Annotated in this window: 17 protein-coding genes and 1 pseudogene; 12 read left to right on the forward strand and 6 right to left on the reverse strand. The window is 42.6% G+C overall.

Annotation, left to right across the window (positions count from 1 at the left end):
- Positions 1-400 precede the first annotated feature (400 nt).
- The 3 genes and pseudogenes from N482_RS01795 (at position 401) to N482_RS01805 (ending at position 3,884) form a co-directional block, all read left to right on the forward strand.
- Positions 401-799, forward strand: a complete 399-nt coding sequence (locus N482_RS01795; RefSeq protein ID WP_063375456.1) for an MmcQ/YjbR family DNA-binding protein — start codon at positions 401-403, stop codon at positions 797-799.
- A 183-nt stretch (positions 800-982) separates the two neighbouring features.
- Complete coding sequence (locus tag N482_RS01800) at positions 983-2,818, forward strand: choice-of-anchor I family protein (RefSeq protein ID WP_063375457.1); 1,836 nt, start codon at positions 983-985, stop codon at positions 2,816-2,818.
- A 79-nt stretch (positions 2,819-2,897) separates the two neighbouring features.
- Positions 2,898-3,884, forward strand: a pseudogene (locus N482_RS01805) (6-phosphofructokinase).
- A 13-nt stretch (positions 3,885-3,897) separates the two neighbouring features.
- Here N482_RS01805 and nhaD read toward each other — a convergent pair.
- Both nhaD and N482_RS01815 read right to left on the reverse strand, forming a co-directional pair.
- Positions 3,898-5,343 carry a sodium:proton antiporter NhaD gene (nhaD, locus tag N482_RS01810; RefSeq protein ID WP_063375458.1) on the reverse strand — a complete coding sequence of 482 codons (1,446 nt, stop codon included), beginning with the start codon at positions 5,341-5,343 and terminating at the stop codon, positions 3,898-3,900.
- 317 nt (positions 5,344-5,660) lie between these two features.
- A complete protein-coding gene (locus N482_RS01815) occupies positions 5,661-6,599 on the reverse strand; it encodes a DUF368 domain-containing protein (protein ID WP_231100767.1) in 939 nt (312 codons plus the stop codon).
- Between the two features lie 117 nt (positions 6,600-6,716).
- Between N482_RS01815 and N482_RS01820 the strand changes: the two genes are divergently transcribed.
- Positions 6,717-7,583 (forward strand): DUF3530 family protein, encoded by an 867-nt coding sequence (locus N482_RS01820; protein WP_081227647.1) that lies wholly within the window; start codon positions 6,717-6,719, stop codon positions 7,581-7,583.
- A gap of 2 nt (positions 7,584-7,585) precedes the next feature.
- On the opposite strand, the gene djlA is transcribed toward N482_RS01820, so the two are convergent.
- Genes djlA through N482_RS01835 form a run of 3 tightly spaced genes read right to left on the reverse strand, consistent with a single transcriptional unit; the run spans position 7,586 to position 10,158 of the window.
- Positions 7,586-8,455, reverse strand: coding sequence for a co-chaperone DjlA (gene djlA / locus N482_RS01825; protein WP_063375459.1), 870 nt, complete (start codon positions 8,453-8,455; stop codon positions 7,586-7,588).
- Entirely contained in the window at positions 8,445-9,122 is a 678-nt protein-coding gene (gene murU, locus N482_RS01830; protein ID WP_063375460.1) for an N-acetylmuramate alpha-1-phosphate uridylyltransferase MurU, read from the reverse strand. The genes djlA and murU overlap by 11 nt, the downstream gene beginning before the upstream one ends.
- Before the next feature lies 1 nt (position 9,123).
- Positions 9,124-10,158, reverse strand: a complete 1,035-nt coding sequence (locus N482_RS01835) for an aminoglycoside phosphotransferase family protein (RefSeq protein ID WP_063375461.1) — start codon at positions 10,156-10,158, stop codon at positions 9,124-9,126.
- A 98-nt stretch (positions 10,159-10,256) separates the two neighbouring features.
- On the opposite strand from N482_RS01835, the gene lptD reads away from it, so the two are divergent.
- From lptD to N482_RS01870, 7 genes are all read left to right on the forward strand, one after another.
- Positions 10,257-12,512: an LPS assembly protein LptD gene (gene lptD, locus N482_RS01840; RefSeq protein ID WP_063375462.1), complete on the forward strand. Its 2,256-nt coding sequence runs from the start codon at positions 10,257-10,259 to the stop codon at positions 12,510-12,512.
- 14 nt (positions 12,513-12,526) lie between these two features.
- Positions 12,527-13,819, forward strand: a complete 1,293-nt coding sequence (gene surA / locus N482_RS01845; protein WP_063375463.1) for a peptidylprolyl isomerase SurA — start codon at positions 12,527-12,529, stop codon at positions 13,817-13,819.
- Between the two features lie 11 nt (positions 13,820-13,830).
- The gene (pdxA, locus tag N482_RS01850; protein WP_063375464.1) at positions 13,831-14,823 is read left to right on the forward strand and encodes a 4-hydroxythreonine-4-phosphate dehydrogenase PdxA; all 993 of its coding nucleotides are present in this window, start codon (positions 13,831-13,833) and stop codon (positions 14,821-14,823) included.
- Entirely contained in the window at positions 14,820-15,626 is an 807-nt protein-coding gene (rsmA, locus tag N482_RS01855) for a 16S rRNA (adenine(1518)-N(6)/adenine(1519)-N(6))-dimethyltransferase RsmA (RefSeq protein WP_063375465.1), read from the forward strand. Before pdxA ends, rsmA begins: the two co-directional genes overlap by 4 nt.
- Positions 15,610-15,999: a Co2+/Mg2+ efflux protein ApaG gene (gene apaG / locus N482_RS01860; protein ID WP_063375466.1), complete on the forward strand. Its 390-nt coding sequence runs from the start codon at positions 15,610-15,612 to the stop codon at positions 15,997-15,999. Before rsmA ends, apaG begins: the two co-directional genes overlap by 17 nt.
- Before the next feature lie 3 nt (positions 16,000-16,002).
- Entirely contained in the window at positions 16,003-16,803 is an 801-nt protein-coding gene (locus N482_RS01865; protein WP_063375467.1) for a symmetrical bis(5'-nucleosyl)-tetraphosphatase, read from the forward strand.
- 115 nt (positions 16,804-16,918) lie between these two features.
- On the forward strand, positions 16,919-18,934 hold the full coding sequence (locus N482_RS01870) for a methyl-accepting chemotaxis protein (RefSeq protein WP_063375468.1): 2,016 nt from the start codon (positions 16,919-16,921) through the stop codon (positions 18,932-18,934).
- Positions 18,935-19,152: 218 nt separating this feature from the next.
- Here N482_RS01870 and tkt read toward each other — a convergent pair whose 3' ends face one another.
- Positions 19,153-21,144: a transketolase gene (gene tkt / locus N482_RS01875; protein ID WP_063375469.1), complete on the reverse strand. Its 1,992-nt coding sequence runs from the start codon at positions 21,142-21,144 to the stop codon at positions 19,153-19,155.
- 258 nt (positions 21,145-21,402) lie between these two features.
- Between tkt and metK the strand changes: the two genes are divergently transcribed.
- The gene (gene metK, locus N482_RS01880) at positions 21,403-22,554 is read left to right on the forward strand and encodes a methionine adenosyltransferase (protein WP_063375470.1); all 1,152 of its coding nucleotides are present in this window, start codon (positions 21,403-21,405) and stop codon (positions 22,552-22,554) included.
- Positions 22,555-22,748: the final 194 nt, after the last annotated feature.

Below are 22,748 nucleotides of genomic sequence, written 5' to 3' on the forward strand. Positions count from 1 at the left end.
ACTTATCTTTGTAAATCTAAATAGTGAAATTGCTTATACTAAGCTAAAGTTAGTAGTAAGTAGTCAACGCAGTACTTGTTAGATCAATTGGTCATGGTGTAGTTTGCAGCTAGGCCGTTTTGTGTAGTGTGCTTTTTGCACACTTGAGTTGATTTAAAGTAGATAAAGGCGGACTGAGTAAAGTAACCAATATTCACTTGATTAAACAATGGTTTTTCAGCATATTATGAAATTTACTTGTTTAATAAGATTGCTAAAGTGAAGTTTTGAATACTTATTGAGCTCACACATTACATCAGTGGTGTGCAATCAACCTTACATATTACAGAAATCTCTCAATAGCTGCTAAAATTAGCCCCATGTTGTATTAATTAATATAGTTTTTTCAAGGACACGGGCTATGGATCAGAAGAGTGTACATACGTATTTACAGGCAAAGCCTGGAACCTTTATTACCAAGCCGTTTGCCCAAGAGGTAGACGTCTATAAAGTGCAGCATAAAATGTTTGCGACCCTCTATGAGGGTAAAGAAGGTCAAACAGGTGCAAACGGCGAACCTGTTTGGTGGTTAAACTTAAAATGCGACCCTGATGAAGCTTTGTTACTTCGTGACAAATATTCGTCTGTCGTACCAGGCTATCACATGAATAAGCGCCTTTGGAATACCATAGTGCTTGATGGCAGCATACCTGAAGATGAGCTTAGGCAGTTAATTGACGACTCCTACAACATTGTTGTAGACAATTTACCGACAGCTCAACGCGAAGAGTTAGCTCGTATCACCTCAGGTGATAATTAATTGGCCCCCCTCGCACATTGTGCGAGGGCCATTTTAGCGAATATCAGTATTTCCACTTCCCAGTATTAAAAACTTCACACTCAAGCGTAATTTAATTGCTAATCAAGCAAGATTGTAATCCTTTCGTCAAACCCCTGTGATTCACTACTTAAGTAAATTTTTGCTTTAGGAAAAAATCTAACAATGAATAAACTAATACTGCCCCTAGCACTTTCTACTTTACTTATTGGTTGTGCGCTGGATGGGGGCGATGGCTCAAATGGCAAAGATGGCGCGGCAGGCGCACAAGGACAAATTGGCGCAACGGGGCCCACCGGTGAAAAAGGAAATACCGGGGAAACAGGTGACAAGGGGGAAACGGGAGCAGCAGGCCAACCTGCAACCATTCAATTAGTGCCTACACTAGTTGGACGCGCAGTATTGAATGCTCAAAGCCCAGAAGGAGCTGCGGAAATAGTTGCTTATCATGCACAGAGTCAGCGTATTTTTGCCCTCAATAGCTCAACATCACCAGCAACTATCGAAGTGATAAATATTGCCCAACTAGATGTAGAAGCATTAGTTAAAAATACAGAGGGAGTAATCACTAATACAAACTTACAAAGTGGCTCTACAATTAACCTCAGCGAATTCGAAACGGGCGATGCAAACAGCGTAGCAATACATGGTAATTTAATGGCCGTAGCCGTTGCCAAAGAAACGGGTCAAGCCGGTAAAGTTTTGTTCTTTGAGATAACACAAGACGCTGTCAAGTTTATCAAGTCGGTGACCGTAGGAGATTTGCCGGATATGGTTACATTCTCGCCTGACGGTAACAAAGTCATTGTAGCCAATGAGGGCGAGCCAGAAAGTGACTACAGCATAGACTCTGAAGGAACCATAGCTATTATTGAAACGGTTAATGGTGAAATTGCAGATAATGCGACTATGCTCAACTTTAATGCTTTTGACAACCAACAAGCCACACTAGAGGCACAAGGCGTTGTATTTGCCAACCCAACAGGTAGAACGATAAAAGGCAAAACGATTAACACTACGGTCTCCATGGATTTAGAACCTGAATATGTGTCCGTGAGTAAAGATGGACGATATGCGTATGTATCTCTTCAAGAAAATAATGCCATGGCGATTGTCGACCTTGAAACCAACACTCTTGATGTAAAGGGGCTTGGGTTTAAGGATTGGAGTAATTGGACACTTGATGCGTCGGACAAAGACGATAAAATAAACTTTGCATCCTACCCGGGTCTTTATGGCATGTATCAGCCTGACTCTATAGCGACTTACCAATGGCAAGGTGCAAACTTTATTATCTCAGCCAATGAGGGCGACGGACGAGAGTATTTCTTTGACTCCCAAGATGAAACAACCTGCCTTGCACAAGGTGGTATCGAGTTCGACGAAGATGATGGGTGCTTAGCATATACAGACGAGTCGCGCGTAGAGGACCTAACGCTAGGTGGTAACTTTTCATACCTAAATAACGATGACCAAGATATTGGCCGTTTAAAAGTTTCCACTGAACTAGGTGATGATAACAATGACAACCAGTATGAGGAGCTATATACATACGGCGGACGCTCTTTCTCAATCTGGGACCACAATGGTCATAGAATATATGATTCTGGCGACGATGTTGGCAAAATCACAGCGGCTATACATGGTGAAGCGTTTAACAACGATGAGGACGAAAACTCAGGAGATACCCGCTCTGATGCTAAGGGCGCTGAGCCAGAAGCGCTGGCAATTGGAGAAATTGGCGACCGAACCTACGCATTTATAGGGTTAGAACGCATGGGGGGCATTCTCGTCTACGATGTTACCAACCCATTTAATGTCACAATGAACACGTACATGATCAATCGTGGGCTGCAAAAAGACGCAGAGATTAGCGGCGATTTAGCCCCCGAGGGGATGGTATTTATCAGTGCTCAAAATAGTCCTACAGGCAGTCCATTGCTTGTCGTTGGAAATGAGATCTCTGGTAGCATTTCTGTGTGGTCTATTACGCAACAGTAATTGCTAAATCATTGACATTTAAGCATCGCTGTCTAGGATAAGAGCTAATAGCAAGCAATAGACTCACTGGAAGTTTGCCATGCAAAGGTTAGCAATTATTACCAGCGGCGGCGATGCGCCTGGCATGAATGCAGCCATTCGTGCCATAGTATTATCCTGTCACTCAAAGAGCATAGAGTGATTTGGGTTTTGTCATGGTTACAACGGACTGATGAGTGGTGAATACCAAATTCTTACTCCAGACATGGTTAGGCCAATCACACAATATGGCGGCACGATTTTAAAAAGCGCACGCTGCCCTCAAATGCTTCATGATTCAGGCCTAGAGACAGTCGCAAAAAATCTGCGACGACATAATATTGATGCGCTTATCGTCATAGGTGGAGATGGTTCGTTTCGTGGCATGATGGCGTTGCAGTCATTTTGGTCTGGACGGCTTATTGGTGTCCCCGCAACCATAGATAACGATTTAGCCTGTACAGACAGTACCATTGGTTTTGCGACTGCCGTGAATACTGCAACGCAAGCTATAGATAAAATTAGAGATACCGCAAATGCTTTTGAGCGTGTTTTTATTGTAGAGGTAATGGGACGACATAGTGGCCATATTGCTTTCAATGTCGGCCTAGCGACAGCCGCTGAAAGCATATTATCTTTTGAAAACTGCCCAACTGACAATTTAAAACATGTAGAACGCGCACTTATTGCGCAAATCCAAACTCAGCAACAAAATAACCATAGCAGCTTTGTTATTGTCCTCGCTGAAAACCTTTGGCCAGAAGGCCCACAAGGGCTAAAAAAAGCCCTATTTGACGCAGCTAAAATCGAAAGCGCGGTGTGTGTATTGGGTTATATTCAAAGAGGTGGCAGCCCTTCACCTGAAGATAGGATCCTTGCAACTGAGCTTGGTATTGAAGCCGTTAGCGCTGCCATTTCAGATTCAGGTGTTATGATCGGCAAAACAAACGGCACTTTGACAAGAAGCAGTATCATTCGTGCAACCGAGCAAAATAAGCCCGTAGACCAGGCCCTGCACTCGGTCTACCAGCAATTGGCCTATTTCTAAGTGCGACAATAGCTTAGCCATAAATATCAAATAGGTCAGCATTCAACCACAAGTGCACCATAATACTGGCTACATAACCCAACGCTATCACCGGCGTCCACTTTAAATGGCCAAAAAAGGTGTAGTAACCTCTCGCTTGACCCATTAATGCCACGCCTGCAGCAGATCCTATCGACAACAAACTGCCTCCTACACCTGCTGTTAGCGTAATCAATAACCACTGGCCATGAGACATATCTGGTTGCATAGACAATACAGCAAACATAACTGGAATATTGTCAATTACAGCGGAAATGACACCTAAGAATACGTTTGCCCCCGTTGTTGACCAACCGCCATATAACATATGAGACATTAAGTTTAGATAGCCAAGAAAGCCAAGCCCTCCAACACACATTACGATGCCGTAAAAGAACAACAGCGTATCCCACTCTGCTCGAGATACTTTACTGAAAACATCAAAAGGTACCACACTACCCAGCTTCTTAAGTCTGTCCTGATCGCCTTCTCGCTCAGCCATAGCTTTTTTGCGCGCCAAAGAACCGGGAAGTGTCACACGCAGAAAGTACCCAAAGAATTGTAGATACCCTAATCCCATCATCATGCCTAATACAGGCGGTAAGTGAAGTAAACTATGGCACATAACCGCTGTAGCTACGGTAAGTAAAAATAAGGTCAAAATCCGTAATGCACCACGTTTTAATTCAACGACTTCACAACTCGAATTAGGCTTTTTATCAGCTACAAAAAAGCTCATGATTGCCGCAGGCACAACATAATTAGCAACAGCCGGGATAAGCAGTACAAAAAACTCATTAAATTTAACCATACCTGCTTGCCATACCATCAAGGTAGTGATATCGCCAAACGGGCTGAAAGCGCCACCAGCATTCGCTGCGACAACTATATTAATGCAACTTAAGTTGATAAATTTTTTATCGCCTTCAGCTACTTTCATTACCACGGCGCACATTAATAGCGCAGTTGTTAAATTATCGGCAATTGGCGAGATAAAAAAGGAAAGAAAACCCGTTAACCAAAACAGTGTTTTATAGCTAAATTCTTTACGCACCATCCAGGTGCGCAGTGCGTCAAACAAACGCCGCTCTTCCAATGCATTGATATAGGTCATCGCAACAAGCAAGAATAGCATTAACTCTGCAAATTCAAGCAAGTTATGGCGAAAAGCATGCTCCGTAGCTTCCGGCATGCCTTGCTCAACATAATAAGCGCCTATTAATATCCATATTAAACCAGCTGCAACCAGCACAGGTTTTGATTTACGCATGTGAAGCTTTTCTTCGAGCATCACCAATGTGTATGCAACAGCGAATATTGCTATGCAAATAAACCCTAGCATATTTGCAGTTAAATCGAGTTGAGAAGTAGAGGCAAACGCTGAAAAACTCGTTCCCAGCAGACAGAAAAATAGCAGGCAACTTATCCCTACAAGTTTCATTTCAAGGCTTTTCCTAAATAAGTGAGCACATCTCCGCCAGAAAGTAACACACTTTTTACACCTGTGGCATTGTACACAAGTCTACATTTACAGTTATTTTACGATATGGCATATAAAAGACTGAATTTAAGCAATGCGACGCAGTTTGCCATTATCATACATGGCACATATGAAAATTAGATTAAGGCGGGGAAATCTGAAAGTGGATTTGATACTCCGCAGTGCCGACCATAGCAAAAGAAATCAAAAAGCCGCAAATAGCGGCTTATTTGCGGCTTTTCTTGTGTATTAGGCAGGAATAAACCTCACACAAAAACTCAATCTTTATGGCTGATGCGATCCAAAGTAAGGATTAAGATCAGGCCAGCTACGGCCAAAGCAATGCAAACTGTTAATTGCGCGTCTTGACCAGTCAATTGCGTGAATTCCATCGGTGAAATGTTTTTTTGCATCAGCGGTTTTTCTATGCCGCTGGAGTTCACATAGGTCGTTACGACTTTTTTCCAGGGCCACAGCATATTTAATGAACCTATCAAAAACCCAGACAATAGTGCAAACGTTACTTGCTCGTACTTACTTAATAACCAAGACAAAAATCTCGAAAAAATCATTAATCCGCAAATACACCCAAGTAAAAATAGCCCAATTAAAATCAGTTCTTTGTTGTTTAGAGCAGTTAGAACATGTCCATACATACCAAGCAAGAGTAAAATAAAGCTCCCAGAGATCCCAGGTAATATCATCGCGCAAACAGCAATGCTACCTGCGACAAAATAAAACCATGGTTGTACCTGTGCTTCGGCAGGGCTCATTGCAGTAATCACATAAGCAATCGCTGCGCCTAATATACAACTTACTATGTGTGTTGCCTGCCACTTATCAACTTTTTTGGCGATATAAATAAAAGACGCAATAATCAACCCGAAGAAAAACGACCACACCAATTGTTGATGATGTTCGAGTAAATAAGTGATTATTTTTGCCAAAGACAACGCGCTTGTGATCAAGCCTCCGAATACTGCCAGTAAAAAGCTACCGTCGACATGTTCCCAAGCCTCTTTAAATTGGCCTTTCAGTACCATTTGGAGCGCACTCAAATCAACACTTTTAATGGCTGCCAATAAGCGAGCATAAATGCCTGTTATAAATGCAATAGTGCCGCCTGAAACACCTGGTACGACATCCGCCGCCCCCATGCCAGCCCCTTTAAAAAACAACCATATATAATCACGTTTGCTATCTGTCGTATTTGACACCGATATACCTCCAATACTATCAACATTCTCAGTGTATCAAATTCCCTTACCAAAATACTAAAGTTCGTCGTTTTACTGTCGATAGGAAAGTACAGCAGTTCATTTAAGCACATTACAATGAAGGGTCTCCGATTTTATCTCGTATCTATATGCTTCGTATTCTTGATTTTTGTCAGTACAGTTTGCCAAGCAGTTGAACATGTTGCTCCTATCGCAAAGTCTGCTGTGATCGGATCAGACCTAAACCACTGGCTACCGGCCGATTCGTTTATCACAATTAAAGATGATGAAAGAGAAATATCCGTTCTATATTCTGAGTATATGAGTAGTAGCAAACGCGGCATCGTCGTCATGTTACCGGGCATAGATCAGAGCCCGGTTCAGGGAAATGGATTGAGTTACTTAAGAGAAGCACTGAATGACGATGGCTATGATACGTACGTTATTCCTTCTCCGAGTTTCAATTATGGGCCTGATCTCATGAAGAGTGCAATTTCTAGCACAGACAGTGATGATACCCAAAAATCAGCAGATGTTGCTGTAATAAGTGAAATGGCGCTCAATGACTATAAATCTGAGCTTGTTGCTCGGTTTTCTGCACTTTACAAAACCCTGGCTCTACGAGAAAGCGAACATATTGCCATTCTTGCTTTTGGCAACAGTGCTGGACTGATCACAGAATACCTTGCTACTTTACCCAATATTCGCGTAGATGCTCTCATCACGGTAAGTGCTCAGTTAGCCAACCCAAGCAGAAACAAACACCTACCAGCTAGCCTTTCGCTCGTAAGCCCTGCGCTTTTGGACGTATATTACTCATACGACAACCCCGCGGTACTACACACGATTAAAGCACGCCGCAGGTGGGCAAAACGCAATAGCAAGTACGACTATCGCCAAAGACAATTATTTGGCCAGCATACCCAAGAGCGACAACATCAAAGACTAAGAAAAGAACTGTCGGGCTTCCTAAGGCAGCTCTGAGGTTACCTCTTTTTTAATACCTCATACGCAGCTTGAATATTCTGTGACTTGCCTTTCGCTATTTCCATCATGTGCTCTGGCAGTCCCTGAGATACTAATTTATCCGGGTGGTGCTGCGCCATTAGTTTCCGATAGGCACGCTTAATGTCCTTTTCATTCGCTCCCTGCTCTAGCCCTAAAACAGCCAAAGCCTGTGCTTCAGATACCTCTGGTTGAGATGGCGGCATATGCGTTCGCTTTTGACCATGCTGATTTTCACGATTGCCAGAGTGAGTACGCTGTTGAGATTGCCACTGAGCACGCTGCTGCCTAAACTTAAACTCAGCTTGGTAACGCTTTAAAATAAAACGGAAATGCTTTTCATTAATACCTAAGTATTTACTTACCAACTTCAAAAGCTCAAGCTCTTTTGTCGCTAAATGCCCATCGGAAAAAGCCATTTGAATTTGAATTTCTAAGAATAATTGCAATAAGTCATACCGTCTTGCAAAGGCTTCTTTGAAATCGCCAACCGACTCTTCGATTGAGAACTCATTACTTTTTCCGGCATTGAAAGCACTCTGTGCCTCCCTGCGCTCTTCACCATGAAGCCGCATTTCGTCCATAAATGCCGAAGCTGCTTGAATATGAATTTCACTTACTCGGCCATTGGATTTTGCAATATGACCCATGACTGAAAAACAGCTTGAAAAGAACAGTGCTTGCCTCTCGTTTAAATCATCGCCGCTGAAAAAGCCTTGGAATCCACCCGCTTTATCAAAATCTTGCTTTAAACTTTTGTCAAACAAATGACCGAGATAGAAACCTAAAATAGCCCCGAACCATTTGCCAAACAAAAACCCAAACCCTGTGCCTAGCAGCTTACCCCACATGTTCAGACTCCATTTCTCGATTGATCTCTTCTAGCCTCTGGGGTGTACCAATGTCATACCAAAGGCCCAGATATAATTCACTGGATACTTTGCTCTCATTTATCCCCTCACGCAACAGTGGCCCCAATGGCACTTTGCCGGTTTCTAAGTCATCAAAAAAAGCTTTGTCGTAGAGGCCTATACCAGAAAAAGTATATTTGTGTTCATTCAGCGGTTGATGTGTTAGGCCAAAATCACCTTGAGGGTTGTGAGCGGGGTTTTCGACCAAGACAATATGGGCTTCTCCTGCATGTAATTGCAGCTTGGTTAATGCGTGGACATCATAGTCTGTAAAAATATCACCATTTATTACGATAAACTGTTCTTCTTTGCTACACAACTTAGGGAGTGCTTGCTTGATGCCACCAGCCGTTTCTAGGCCACCCAGGGGCTCATGGCTATATTGAATTTGCATTCCCAACTGCTCACCGTTGCCAAAAAAACTTTCTATTTTATTTCCCTGCCACGCTAAGTTAATGACCACTTCGTCAATACCAGCCACTTTTAAACGTTCAAGATGATAAGTAATCAATGGCCTACCTGCAACTTGTAAAAGCGGTTTTGGAAGGTCTGAGGTAAGTGGCATCATACGCTGGCCACGACCAGCCGCTAAAATCATGGCTTTCATATTAACTCTGTAATTTAACCTGTATCAAAGGTATTATCTCGGATTGCAACCAAGTTGCAAGCCATTGAAACTCTGAATAACGATTTCCCACTTCGACAACATATTCCAAAGTAGGAATAATGCTTTGTAGGTAACCCGCTTTACCATCACGTAAGTGCAACCGCACAAATATACCCGCCGCTTTTAAGTGTCTTTGTAATCCAGTTAAATCAAAGTGATAAACATACTGATCAAACGTCATATCGCCAAGCAAACCAGCTTTAAACAGCTGTTGATAGCTTTCGCTCCGCAATTCAAGAAACTCTGTTTGTGGCAATCTAATGTAACAATCTTTAAGTAAAGATACAGCGTCGTAACACACAGGGCCCATCACGGCATCTTGATAGTCAATTAATCGCCCAGCATTTTCGCTATACATTACATTACGGCTGTGAAAATCACGATGCATCACCGTTTGTGGTTGTGCTAACATTTGCTCGGTCAGCTTCGCATTTAATTCCGTCCATTGCATGCTCATTTCTTCAAATAGCGTAACGCCCAACCAAGACTCAAGTAACCACAAACGAAAGATATTGGTTTCTTGCTGAATAAATTCAGCGTCATAAGGGTTCATCCAAGGAGATGCTTTTACTTGTGCAATTTTAGGTAACCAGCTTATCAGCTCTCTATACTTGCGCTTGTCAAATTGATGGTCAATTAAATCCGCAAGGTGCGTAGAGCCCAAGTCTTCTAACAATACAAAGCCTAGCTTTTCATTAAATGCATGAATTTCCGGTACTGCTAAGCCATTTTTTTTAAAATTTTCGTTTAACTTAACAAAAGGCACAACGCTCCCTTTTTCTGGCGTTACGTCCATCAAGATGTAGCGCTCTTGCCCTACCACAACTCTGAAATACAAGCGAAAGCTGGCATCCCCTGTGATGGCCTCGAATTTTAGCTGTTCAGGCGTATTTTCTTGTTGTGTCAAATATAGCTCGATAAATTTCAACCTGTCTTGACTTCTTTGTACTATCTCGTCTGAGTTTAACCTCGTCATTTTTCTCACCAATTACTGATCTTAATTACTGTATTTAACACGGTTTTCATTTATCATGTCTGGCTTGAATAGTGGTGCTAGGTAGACAAGGTTGATAAATGAGTAAAAATTGGGGCATTCTAGTCCTACCCCTGATTAGTACAACAGCTATAGCTAATTCGAACACTGTTGGCGGACTCTGTAAAGAGTATATTCAGCCTAAAAGGTGGCAACCAATACCTGATTTGATGCCTAACACTATCGATATTCAAGCAAACAAAGTTGAACTGCAAGGTACCAAAAGCGCAGAATTTTCTGGCAATGTTGCTGTATATACTGCCGCAATGACAATGAATGCTCAAAGCGCATTGATTGATAAAAGACAGGGCTTACTCAATGCCACAGGGCCTTTGTTGTTCCAAGATAGCTACACCCTAGTAAACAGTTCGGGTATGTATGCCGACCTCAATAATAATGAATTTAGCTTGCTCGGTGCTGAATACCGCCTCACGCAACAGCAGGGCCGCGGTAAAGCTGAAAAGTTACACGCCTCTCAAAATCAAGTTGGATTGTTCAATGCTAGCTTTACAACTTGCCCCGGCGATTCGCCGTTTTGGGCAATTGAGGCAAGCTCCATTGTTTTAGACAAAGAAAATGGGTGGGGCGAAACCTATAACACAGTGCTTAAAATACTAGACACACCCGTTATTTATGTCCCTTATTTTACTTTCCCGATTGATGACAAGAGAAAGTCAGGCTTATTGACACCCACCATATCAAGCTCGAATAGATATGGCCTTGAGCTCGTCACCCCTTATTACTTCAACCTTGCTGAAAATTATGACGCGCTGTTAACACCTCGCTATATGTCTAATAAAGGCCTACAAATTCAAGGCGAATTTAGATATCTAACAGATCAACATTACGGCCTAGTTGCAACTGAATTTTTAAGCAATGACAAATCTGAAGCTAACCTGGATGAACGTTATTTGGTTCATTGGCAGCAACAAAGTTACTTCGATGATTTTTGGCGAGCTAGCGTAGATATCACGAATGTCAGTGATGATAACTATTTGACGGATCTCGGCTCTAGCTATGCCAATCAAACGGATACACAGCTGACCAGAAAAGGGCAACTTAGTTACCTTGGAGAAGATTGGCTCGTTGATTTACAAGTACAAGATTTTGAAGTGTTAGGTAATCACTCTGAGTCCTACTCCACTTTCCCCGAAATTACGATTAAAAATCGTACTGCGGAGCAGTACCTCGGACTTGATTGGCGATTTACAGGCCAACTCAGTCACTTTAAAAACAGCAATGCAGAAATAACGGATGCTACTCGACTACATTTAGAGCCAAGTGTGACATATAACTTGAGTGAGCATGCTTGGTCGTTTGATTCTCGCTTTGCACTACTGCACACACATTACGAACAAAACGGCAACTTTGGTACTGATAAATATCAAGAGTCGATTTCAAGAACATTGCCTCAAGTCAGGCTGCACGGCCAACTAAACCTTGAGCGCAGTATGCGAGGGATCCTAGAAGGCGGCACACAGACGCTAGAACCTCAGATACAATACCTATATACACCGGAAAAAGATCAAAGCAAAATCGGCCTATACGACACCGTAAAAATGCAAGATGACTTTTTTGGTTTATTCAGAGAGAGGCGCTTTTCCAGTGTCGATTATATTTCAGAAGCAAATCAGTTTACGCTGGGTGCCACAACGCGTCTTTTGGACAAAAAAAATGTTGAGAGATTCAGTTTTAGCGTTGGCCAGATTATTTATTTGAGTGAATCAGCCAAGCCAACCGAAGCGACTTTTAATAACACCTTCCGTGAAAATAACTACAACGCGTTATTTGCTGCGGAAACAAAAATCCATTGGCACCCTCGTTGGTATTTCTCAGGTGGCTTACAATATGACGCCGATGAAAAAGATTTAATCCGTTCGCATATGACACTAGATTACCGAGGCAATAATAAAAAGCTAGTACAGTTGAACCATCACTATGCAAACGATGTCTCAGGTAACGAGATAGATCAAGTTGGTATTTTTACTAGCTTACCAATTGATGAAAACTGGCAAATGGTCGCAAGCTATCATCGAGATCTGACAGCCAAGCGAAGCGTTGAAGTTTTCGCAGGCTTTCAATATGAATCTTGCTGTTGGGCCATTCAGATCACGGGAAACAGAACCATTGAAACTGACTTAAATAATAATTTGCAAACTCAAGATCCGGTTTTTGACTCGAGCATAAATATCAATTTTGTGTTAAAAGGGTTAGGAAGCAAGTCAAGATATGATGCAAGTCAGTTGCTAAAACAAGGTATCTTTGGTTACCGTAGACCATATTTTTTAAATAATTAACAACAAAGACTCTTATGAATTTCAAAAAGCTGTTACTAATTCCAATATTGAGTGCTGCCCTTTGTCAGCAAGCACTTGCTGAGCGCGTACAAATAGATAAAGTTGTTGCCACCGTCAACGAAGGCGTAGTTTTACAAAGTGAAGTAGACCAAATTGTAAACCGAGTAAAAGAACAAGCCAATCAACAAGGCACTGAGCTTCCTTCTGATAAAGTACTCAGCATTCAAGCCACTGATCGACTTATCGACCAAGTATTGGTATTGCAACTAGCAAACCGTATGGGTTTAGAAATATCTGATGCACACTTAGATCAAACCTTAGCCAATATTGCTAAAGAACAAGGCGGTACTATTGCTGATCTGCGCCGTTCAATTGAGGCCTCGGGTGAAAGCTTCCAAGCTTATAGAGAAGATGTGAGAAAAGAAATCACCATGAGCCAAGTTAAGCGTGGCGCTGTTGATAGAAGAGTCTACATTAGCCCTCAAGAAGTCGAAAACCTAAACAAAATATTAGCTGAACAAACTGGTCAAAGTGAAGAATATGATATTGGCCACATTTTGATTAAAGTGGATAGCAAAGCAAACCCTGAAGAAATTGCAGAAGCCAGAGAGCGTGCAGAAAAAGTCATCGAATTCTTAAATGAAGGCAGAGAATTTAAGCGCATTGCGATTGCTTCATCAGGCGGTGCAAATGCGCTGGATGGTGGACAGCTAGGTTGGATGGGCATCAATGAAATGCCAACGCTTTTCGCTGAAGCCATCAAAGGTAAGAAAAAAGACGAAATCGTCGGCCCATTGCGATCTGGAGCTGGTTTCCATATTGTGAAAGTGCAAGATGTGAGAGGTAGAGAAGTCGTAGAAACTATCGAAGTTCGCTCACGACATATCCTATTAAAACCTTCGATTATTCTAAGTGAAGAAAAAGCGAGAGATATGCTTGCCGGATTCATAAACGATTTACGCGAAGGCAAAGCTGATTTTGCCAAGCTTGCAAAAGAGCATTCAGAAGATCCAGGCTCGGCGCTTAAAGGTGGTGAGTATGATTGGACAGACCCATCGACTTACGTTCCTGCATTTAGAGATACGCTAATGGGTCTTGAGAAAGATCAGATCAGTGAACCATTTCGTACAACTTACGGGTGGCATATTGTACAGTTGCTTGATAAGCGAGTTGCTGATAAAACAGAACAAGCAAAGCTCAATCGTGCTCATCAGCTTTTATTCAGAAGAAAGTTCAAAGAAGAAAGCTTTAAATGGATGAGAGAAATGCGTGAGCAAGCTCACATCCAAGTATTAGAAAGCCAATAAGAAGACGCCATATGTGCTTGAGAATAGCAATTACACCAGGCGAGCCAGCAGGAATTGGGCCTGATTTGGTTCTGAAGCTAGCGCAGCAAAGTTGGCCTGCGCAGCTTGTTGCTGTGGTCGATCAGACCATTTTAGTGCAGCGAGCAAAAGAGCTGAGCTTAGATATTGAGTTGCTGCCATTCAGTACAGAGCAACCAGTGCAGCCAGCCAAAGCAAAGCAACTATATTATTTGCAAGTTGATAAAGGGGCTGATGTGACCCCAGGTCAGCTGGATGAAAAAAATGGTCAGTACGTTTTAGATACGTTGCGTATAGCGTCAGAAAAAAATATGGATGGTACCTTTGCAGCGGTTGTCACCGGCCCTGTTCACAAAGGTATCATCAATCGTGCAGGCATCTCTTTTAGTGGTCATACTGAATACTTCGCACATCAATCTAACACGCCTGATGTGGTGATGATGCTGGCGACTAAAGGACTGAGAGTAGCACTCGCAACAACACATATACCCCTTGCTTATGTATCTAAAGCAATTACTAAAGAGCGCTTAACTAAAGTCGCCAACATCCTTTATCACGATTTGCAAACTAAGTTTGGCGTCGCTGAACCAAGAATTTTAGTATGTGGCCTTAATCCTCATGCGGGAGAAGGTGGGCACTTGGGTAACGAAGAGATCGACACGATTACACCTGTGCTAGAGGTGCTGAACCATGAAGGTAAAAACTTTATTGGTCCACTACCTGCTGACACACTGTTTCAGGCTAAATATTTAGATAATGCGGACGCTGTACTCGCAATGTATCACGATCAAGGGTTACCTGTGTTAAAATATAAGGGATTCGGTAACTCGGTTAATATTACCTTGGGTTTACCTTTTATTCGAACTTCTGTCGACCACGGTACTGCACTTGATTTAGCAGCATCTGGAGATATAGAAGTTGGTAGCTTTGAACTAGCAATACACGAAGCAATTAAGCTTGCAAGCAAGAAATTAAAGAATTCATGACAGATAAAGTACATTTAGGGCATCGCGCCCGCAAAAGATTTGGCCAAAACTTCCTTAATGATGACAGTATTATCGATAAAATTGTCACCGCTATCGATCCAAAGCCAGGCGATAACCTAGTAGAAATCGGGCCTGGTTTAGGTGCGATTACCGAGCCAGTGGTTGAGTTAAGCGGCAAATTAACGGTTGTTGAGCTCGATAGAGATTTGGCTGAGCGCCTAATCGAGCATCCATTTATGGGCAGTAAACTCACTGTTCATCAGGGCGACGCAATGAAGTTTGACTTTTCGAGCTTGGTAGACGAACAAGCCAAGCTGAAAATCTTTGGTAACCTACCCTACAATGTGTCTACCCCACTACTCTTCCATTTGTTTGAGTTTGCAGACCAAGTTGAACACATGCACTTTATGCTGCAAAAAGAAGTCGTTAACCGTATGGTTGCAGGACCGGGCAGCAAAGCCTATGGTCGACTCAGTGTCATGACACAATACTACTGTCACGCGATGCCTGTCATTGATGTGCCACCGACTTGCTTTAAACCTGCACCAAAGGTTGACTCAGCTGTTGTCAGGTTAATACCAAAAGGTCCTGATAGTCGTAATGCGAAAAGTACTAAAATTCTCAATACCGTTTGTTTGGAAGCTTTTAACCAACGACGTAAAACATTGAGAAACAGCCTGTCAAACTTGCTTACAGTAGAAGAAATAACACAACTGGGTATTGATCCGTCACTTAGAGCGGAAAATATCTCTCTTACTCAATTTATTGAAATTGCAAACTGGATTTATGACAACAAACAGTGAGATTGGTTCGCCGATAAAAGTATCGGTAGAAACATTTTATGTAGAAGCTCAGTCACAACCTGAGAAAGATAAGTACGTATTTGCCTATACCATCACAATCAAAAATCACAGTTTGTGCAGTGCTAAGTTGGAAAGCCGGTACTGGTTAATTACCGACGCAAATGGTAAAGAAACAGAGGTAGAAGGAGATGGGGTTGTCGGTGAGCAACCAACTATTCGTCCAGGGGAGAGCTATCAGTACACCAGTGGTGCGGTACTCGACACGCCTGTCGGTACTATGGAAGGTTACTACCTTATGCGCAATGAATTTGGTTCAGAGTTCAAAAGCCCAATCAAGGTATTTCGTTTAAACCGACCAGATATTTTGCATTAAGAAATGGCAACTTACGCAATAGGTGATCTTCAGGGGTGCTACGACCCCTTTAGGAGCTTGCTTGATGAAGTCGGGTTCAACCCCAGTCAAGACCATCTCTATTTGGTAGGAGACTTGGTTGCTCGAGGGCCAGACTCCCTTTCCTGTATGGAACTCGTCTATCGTCTAAAAGATTCTATTACCGTCACATTGGGTAATCACGACCTACACCTGTTAGCAACGGTTTTGACAAACAAACACCCCAATCCAAAAGATAAGCTCGAACCACTATTAGCGAGTGATAAACTATCCTGCTATGTCGCTTACCTGCAATCGCAGCCGCTATGTTACTATGACACACAATTTGACAGTTTCGTTTCTCACGCGGGCATTTACCCTTTGTGGGATATAGATACGGCAATTGAACTCTCAAATTGGGCTAGAACATGCTATCAAGGCTCCGAAGCGGCAAACTACCTTAGTGCCATGTACGGTAAACAACCCGCGATTACAATTGAAACTCATGACAAGCAAGTCAAATTTAATTCGATTCTCAATGTATTTTCTCGTATGCGATTTTTGACCAGTGACTTACGTCTTGATTTTGATAATAAAGGAGGCTTAGCGAACACTGAAGAATTACAACCTTGGTTCTCACACACGAGATTCAAAGCAGCGAGTACGCAATTTATATTTGGCCACTGGGCTGCCCTCGAAGGTAAAACCACTACCGAAAACGCTGTCGCTTTGGATACAGGTTGTGTGTGGGGAGGTCCGATGACACTGCTAAATTTGTCAACAAATGAACAAATATCCAGCAAATAATCGAAACCTGTCCATTTTTACTGAATTTTCTATTCACATCTGCTATAAAATACTTAACTAATGCGCAATAAATCCGATAAGTAGTTGTACTGCTTTAACTTGATGGTATACCCGTATGAATTTAACCGTTAGCCAACGTATTTGGGGTGGCTTTATAATTATTACCCTACTCTTATTATCCATCGGAGGGAACTCACTGCTCAGGATCGCAAATATAGATAGTTCTACTCAGCTCGTCAACACACTTTCTGTGCCTGCTCTGGATCGTAGCGCTGCACTACAAATTGAGTTTACTCAAATGAGTAAGATTGCTCAGGCAAGTTTTTATACTCAATCTAGTGGTGATTTAAATAACCTTAAGGCTGCTTTTAGCGAGCGCCAAAAAGCATTCGAACGGAGTTACTCTGATTTAAACGATATCGTGAGTAACGAACCTAGCTTGGCCAGCAGTAGTAAGGAAGTCAGCTCAAGCTTTCAGACTTTTTCCGGCTCAGTTGGCTCTCTTTTCCAAGACAAAGCGCTGGAACTTAGTCTAAACAAGCAGCTAAAGTTGCAACTTGAAGAAACTGAGATTGCGGCAGACGATGCGGCTACCGTGGTTGTTGATATTCTAGATTTAGATGGTTTTGAGAGTATTAACCAAAGAGCTTACCGCGCTGCCAACAAGCTTGAAAACTCATTTAGCTCTCTGGCCACCAGCAGCGCAGATATGCTGACAATTAACGAAAAAAGCACATTAGATATCGTCAAGAAAGAGCAAAGCTATGTCTTTGAAGATATTGATAGAAATATCGAGTTAATGCGCGCTACCATCGCTGAACTTGACGAAGACTTGTTAAACGACCTAGACACTTATTATCAAACGCTTTCAGAACAACTTTTGGGCAGCAATAGCATACCCAATAATCGTGAGCGCTTGATCACTGCAAGAGAGAACACTCAAAATGAGCTGAACGTTGCTGAACAAGCAACTGAGAAAGCACTTAAACAATTGGGCGATTTAGTCGCACAGTCTAAGCAGTTGGCATTTGAAATCCAAAATGAGGTGACTGAAGATGTTTCCTCTGCCAATATCGCTACATGGACAGGCATGATTGCTGCTGCATTACTTGCAATCGGTATTGCTTTCGTCACAGTTAGCCGTATCACCAAACCACTTGCAGAAGTAAATAGAGTACTAGACATTGTTGCCAAAGGTGACATGACACACTCTTTAGATGCCTCAGCGCAAGATGAATTCGGCGAGCTGGCGCAAAGTTGTAATACTTTAATTGAAAGCTTAAAAGACCTTATTGCTGGTATTGTTTCACGCTCTACTCAGCTTGCTGCTGCTTCCGAGCAAACATCGGCGATTACATCAGAATCAAGCCATGCAATTAAGAGCCAACAATCTCAAGTTGAGCAAGCCGCAACAGCAACCACAGAAATGAGCTCTACAGCACATGGTGTGAGTAACAGCGCACATCAAGCGCTTGAAGAGATTAAGAATGCCGACCAAGAAGCTGAGCGCGTTAAAGGGATCTCCCATGACAACAAGCGCACTATTGAGCAGCTCGCACATGAGGTTGAGGAAGTTTCGACGGTCATCAATAAGCTTCATCAAGACAGCTCCGCAATTGGTGGTATTTTAGACGTGATCCGAGGTATTGCTGAGCAAACAAACCTACTTGCGCTTAATGCTGCGATAGAAGCCGCACGTGCTGGTGAACAAGGGCGAGGGTTCGCAGTTGTCGCCGACGAAGTTCGTTCATTAGCCAGTAAGACACAAGAGTCTACCCAAGAAATTCAATCCATGATCGAATCTCTACAATCAGGCGCAGAAGAAGCAGTTAGTGCTATGTCTAAAGGTCAGCAACAAGCTGAGTCGTGTGTAGCACAAAGCGATATTGCCAATGAAGCACTTAACAGCATCACTGACGCGGTATCTAGAGCGCATGATGTTAGTGAAGAAATTGCGACTGCTGCAAATGAACAACAGCAAGTTTCTCAAGAGATCAGTGAAAGGTTGGAGTCTATCGTGACAATTGCCGAGCAAACTGCTGAAGGTGCGAATCAGACCTCCATCTCTAGCTCTGAAGTTGCTAAACTCGCCGAAGAGTTACGTCAGTCAGTATCTCAATTTAGAGTTTAAATCTAAATTAGAAAGGCCATAACGAGTTATGGCCTTTTTCTTTTCTAAAAGATCCCAGCCTATTTTTTTAGGAGTCGCCTAACACCTATCTGCCAGCTAAGTTGAGCTATTATAAACTGATATGTTATAGACATAAAAAAACCACCTACAAGTCATTGAGGTGGTTTTTTTATGAATATCACGTGCACGCTAGAGGTAACACATAACTTTTGACATGCTTAAAAAAGTGCTTTTACTTTTTCTACTACATTTTCAACAGTGAAGCCAAAGTGTTTAAACAACTCACCAGCAGGTGCTGACTCACCAAATGTGCTCATGCCAACAATTGCGCCATTTAAGCCAACGTACTTGTACCAGAAGTCTTCAATACCCGCTTCGATTGCAACTCGACGAGTCACCGCTGCTGGTAGAACTGACTCTTTGTAGTCAGCCGACTGCGCATCAAATACATCCGTAGAAGGCATTGACACAACTCTTACTTTCTTGCCGCTTTCGCGTAGCTGTTGCGCAGCTTCGACAGCCAACTGCACTTCTGAACCAGTTGCAATTAAAATTACTTCAGGATTTGAATCACAGCTCAGTACGTAACCACCACGTTTAATCGCAGCTACTTGCTCTTCTGTACGGTTTTGCTGCTCTAGACCTTGACGCGTGAATACAAGAGATGTAGGGCCATCTTTGCGTTCAATCGCTTGCTGCCATGATACTGCAGACTCAACTTGGTCACATGGGCGCCAGCTAACTAAGTTTGGCGTCAAACGCATATTTGCCAGTTGCTCTACTGGTTGGTGAGTTGGTCCATCTTCACCTAGGCCAATTGAATCGTGTGTATAAACGAAAATGCTTGGTTGCTTCATCAATGCCGCCATACGAACAGCATTTCTTGCGTATTCCATGAACATTAAGAAAGTAGCGCCATAAGGTACGAAGCCTTTGTGAAGCGCAATACCATTCATGATCGCTGACATACCAAACTCACGTACACCGTAGAAGATGTAGTTACCCGATGCGTCTTCAGCTGTAAGGCCTTTTGAGCCCTCCCAAATAGTTAAGTTTGAACCAGCTAAGTCAGCAGAACCACCCATAAATTCAGGCAGCATTGGGCCGAAAGTGTTCAATGCATTTTGAGAAGCTTTACGTGTTGCAGGGTTTGCTGGATTAGCTTGAAGCTGTGCAATGTATGCTTCTGACTGTTCCGTCCAATCTGCTGGAAGTTCGCCTTTAGTACGACGCTCAAATTCTGCCGCAAGCTCTGGGTAGTTAATCTGGTATTCCGTAAATTTAACTAACCACTCACTTTGGATTTGCTGACCATGTGCTGCTGCGTCCCATTTAGCGTAAACACCTTCAGGAATTTCAAACGCACCGTGCTCCCAACCTAAGAACTCACGCGCTGCTTTGATCTCTTCATCACCAAGTGGTGCGCCATGACAGTCATGGCTGCCAGATTTATTTGGTGAGCCGTACCCAATTACAGTCTTACAACAAATTAGCGTTGGTTTACCTGTCTCAGCACGTGCAGCTTCAATTGCAGCTTTGATAGCTTCGCTGTCATGCCCATCTACCGCAGGGATAACATGCCAACCATAAGACTCAAAGCGCTTTGGAGTATCATCACTAAACCAGCCTTCAACTTCTCCGTCGATTGAGATGCCGTTGTCATCCCAAAATGCGATTAGTTTACCAAGGCCTAATGTGCCAGCTAAAGAACATGCTTCATGGGAAATACCTTCCATTAAGCAACCATCACCTAAAAACGCATATGTATAGTGGTTTACAATATCGTATTCATCACGGTTAAATTGTGCTGCAAGCGCTTTTTCAGCGATCGCCATACCAACTGCGTTAGTAATACCTTGACCTAGTGGACCAGTCGTTGTTTCAATACCCGGCGCATAACCATATTCTGGGTGGCCTGGCGTTTTTGAATGCATTTGACGGAAGTTCTTCAAATCATCAATAGAAAGATCGTAGCCGCTTAAGTGCAACAGAGAATAAATTAACATTGAACCGTGGCCATTTGATAATACAAATCTATCACGATCAACCCATTCAGGGTTATTTGGATTGTGCTTTAAATAGTCACGCCAAAGTACCTCTGCGATGTCAGCCATTCCCATAGGTGCCCCTGGGTGGCCTGATTTAGCCTTTTGTACAGCGTCCATGGATAGAACGCGAATTGCGTTTGCAAGTTCTTTGCGAGATGGCATGGATTCTCCTACCTTTAAATGTTTGCACGGTTGTTTTAAAGGCCCATTCTTACCTAATAAAATTACCACTGCAATTAAAATCATCAGAAAACTAATAAATTCACATTGTTTTTAATTCATTAAATGAATGGATGTAAAAACAGACGTCTAGGCGTAAAAAAGCTATGCATAGTTCAATGTTTTAGTTAGAATATCTTCTTAATTTTTTAGCGCTGTTTTACGCATGTTCGCGAAGCGCTCTATTGTGAGTATAAAATAATGGCGAAACACTTATTTACTTCAGAGTCAGTTTCTGAGGGCCACCCGGATAAAATTGCAGATCAAATTTCAGATGCAGTACTAGACGCAATTCTTGAACAAGACCCTAAAGCACGTGTTGCTTGTGAAACCTACGTAAAAACAGGTATGGTCATGGTTGGTGGTGAAGTAACCACGAGTGCTTGGGTAGATATCGAAGAGCTAACTCGTAAAACAGTTCGTGAAATCGGCTACACTCATTCTGACATGGGCTTCGATGCGGACTCTTGCGCAATCCTAAATACAATCGGTAAGCAGTCTCCTGACATTAACCAAGGTGTTGACCGCACTCGTCCAGAAGATCAAGGTGCGGGTGACCAAGGTTTGATGTTTGGTTATGCATGTAACGAAACTGATGTTTTAATGCCTGCGCCAATCACATATTCTCACCGCTTAGTTCAGCGCCAAGCAGAAGTACGTAAAGACGGCACGCTTCCTTGGTTGCGCCCAGACGCTAAATCACAAGTAACATTTGCTTATGAAAATGGACAACCTGTAGGTATTGATGCAGTTGTACTTTCTACCCAGCACTGCGATTCTATCTCACAAGACGATCTTGTTGAGGCAGTCATGGAAACAATCATCAAACCAACGTTGCCAAAAGAATTAGTCACTGAAGCAACTAAGTTCTTTATTAATCCTACTGGTCGTTTTGTTATCGGTGGCCCAATGGGTGACTGTGGTTTGACTGGTCGTAAGATCATCGTTGACACCTACGGTGGTATGGCTCGCCATGGTGGTGGTGCATTCTCTGGTAAAGATCCATCAAAAGTTGATCGCTCAGCTGCTTACGCAGGTCGTTATGTTGCTAAAAACATTGTTGCAGCGGGCCTTGCAGATAAATGTGAGATCCAAGTTTCATATGCGATCGGTGTTGCTGAACCAACTTCTATCAGCATCGATACTTTTGGTACTGGCAAGCTTGAAGAGGCACGACTGATTGAACTAGTTCGTGAGCACTTCGACCTTCGTCCATACGGTTTAATTACGATGCTTGACCTAGAACGTCCAATCTATAAACCTACAGCTGCATACGGTCATTTTGGTCGTGAGGAGTTCCCGTGGGAAAAAACAGATAAAGTTGACACACTAAAAGCGGCTGCGAACTTATAACCCTAGTGATTTAAGATAGTTGAAAAAGGCGCATATAGCTGTCTCTTATACACAAATCCCTGCTAAGAAATTAGCGGGGATTTTTTTGAACTTAACCTCAATCTCATGATCAGATCTTCAAATACTATATGGAGACACATTGTGATTAACGCGCATACTCACTGGGCAGAGCAGCAATTTGGTCAATCGGACTT

The sequence above is a fragment of the Pseudoalteromonas luteoviolacea NCIMB 1942 genome (assembly GCF_001625595.1).
Lineage (GTDB): Bacteria > Pseudomonadota > Gammaproteobacteria > Enterobacterales > Alteromonadaceae > Pseudoalteromonas > Pseudoalteromonas luteoviolacea_A.

What these genes read in the sequence shown, in the direction of transcription:
- N482_RS01795 (WP_063375456.1), top strand. Translation starts at nt 401, where the DNA reads ATGGATCAGAAGAGTGTACATACGTATTTACAGGCAAAGCCTGGAACC.
- N482_RS01800 (WP_063375457.1), top strand. Translation starts at nt 983, where the DNA reads ATGAATAAACTAATACTGCCCCTAGCACTTTCTACTTTACTTATTGGT.
- nhaD (WP_063375458.1), bottom strand. Translation starts at nt 5,343, where the DNA reads ATGAAACTTGTAGGGATAAGTTGCCTGCTATTTTTCTGTCTGCTGGGA.
- N482_RS01820 (WP_081227647.1), top strand. Translation starts at nt 6,717, where the DNA reads ATGAAGGGTCTCCGATTTTATCTCGTATCTATATGCTTCGTATTCTTG.
- djlA (WP_063375459.1), bottom strand. Translation starts at nt 8,455, where the DNA reads ATGTGGGGTAAGCTGCTAGGCACAGGGTTTGGGTTTTTGTTTGGCAAA.
- murU (WP_063375460.1), bottom strand. Translation starts at nt 9,122, where the DNA reads ATGAAAGCCATGATTTTAGCGGCTGGTCGTGGCCAGCGTATGATGCCA.
- N482_RS01835 (WP_063375461.1), bottom strand. Translation starts at nt 10,158, where the DNA reads ATGACGAGGTTAAACTCAGACGAGATAGTACAAAGAAGTCAAGACAGG.
- lptD (WP_063375462.1), top strand. Translation starts at nt 10,257, where the DNA reads ATGAGTAAAAATTGGGGCATTCTAGTCCTACCCCTGATTAGTACAACA.
- surA (WP_063375463.1), top strand. Translation starts at nt 12,527, where the DNA reads ATGAATTTCAAAAAGCTGTTACTAATTCCAATATTGAGTGCTGCCCTT.
- pdxA (WP_063375464.1), top strand. Translation starts at nt 13,831, where the DNA reads ATGTGCTTGAGAATAGCAATTACACCAGGCGAGCCAGCAGGAATTGGG.
- rsmA (WP_063375465.1), top strand. Translation starts at nt 14,820, where the DNA reads ATGACAGATAAAGTACATTTAGGGCATCGCGCCCGCAAAAGATTTGGC.
- apaG (WP_063375466.1), top strand. Translation starts at nt 15,610, where the DNA reads ATGACAACAAACAGTGAGATTGGTTCGCCGATAAAAGTATCGGTAGAA.
- N482_RS01865 (WP_063375467.1), top strand. Translation starts at nt 16,003, where the DNA reads ATGGCAACTTACGCAATAGGTGATCTTCAGGGGTGCTACGACCCCTTT.
- N482_RS01870 (WP_063375468.1), top strand. Translation starts at nt 16,919, where the DNA reads ATGAATTTAACCGTTAGCCAACGTATTTGGGGTGGCTTTATAATTATT.
- tkt (WP_063375469.1), bottom strand. Translation starts at nt 21,144, where the DNA reads ATGCCATCTCGCAAAGAACTTGCAAACGCAATTCGCGTTCTATCCATG.
- metK (WP_063375470.1), top strand. Translation starts at nt 21,403, where the DNA reads ATGGCGAAACACTTATTTACTTCAGAGTCAGTTTCTGAGGGCCACCCG.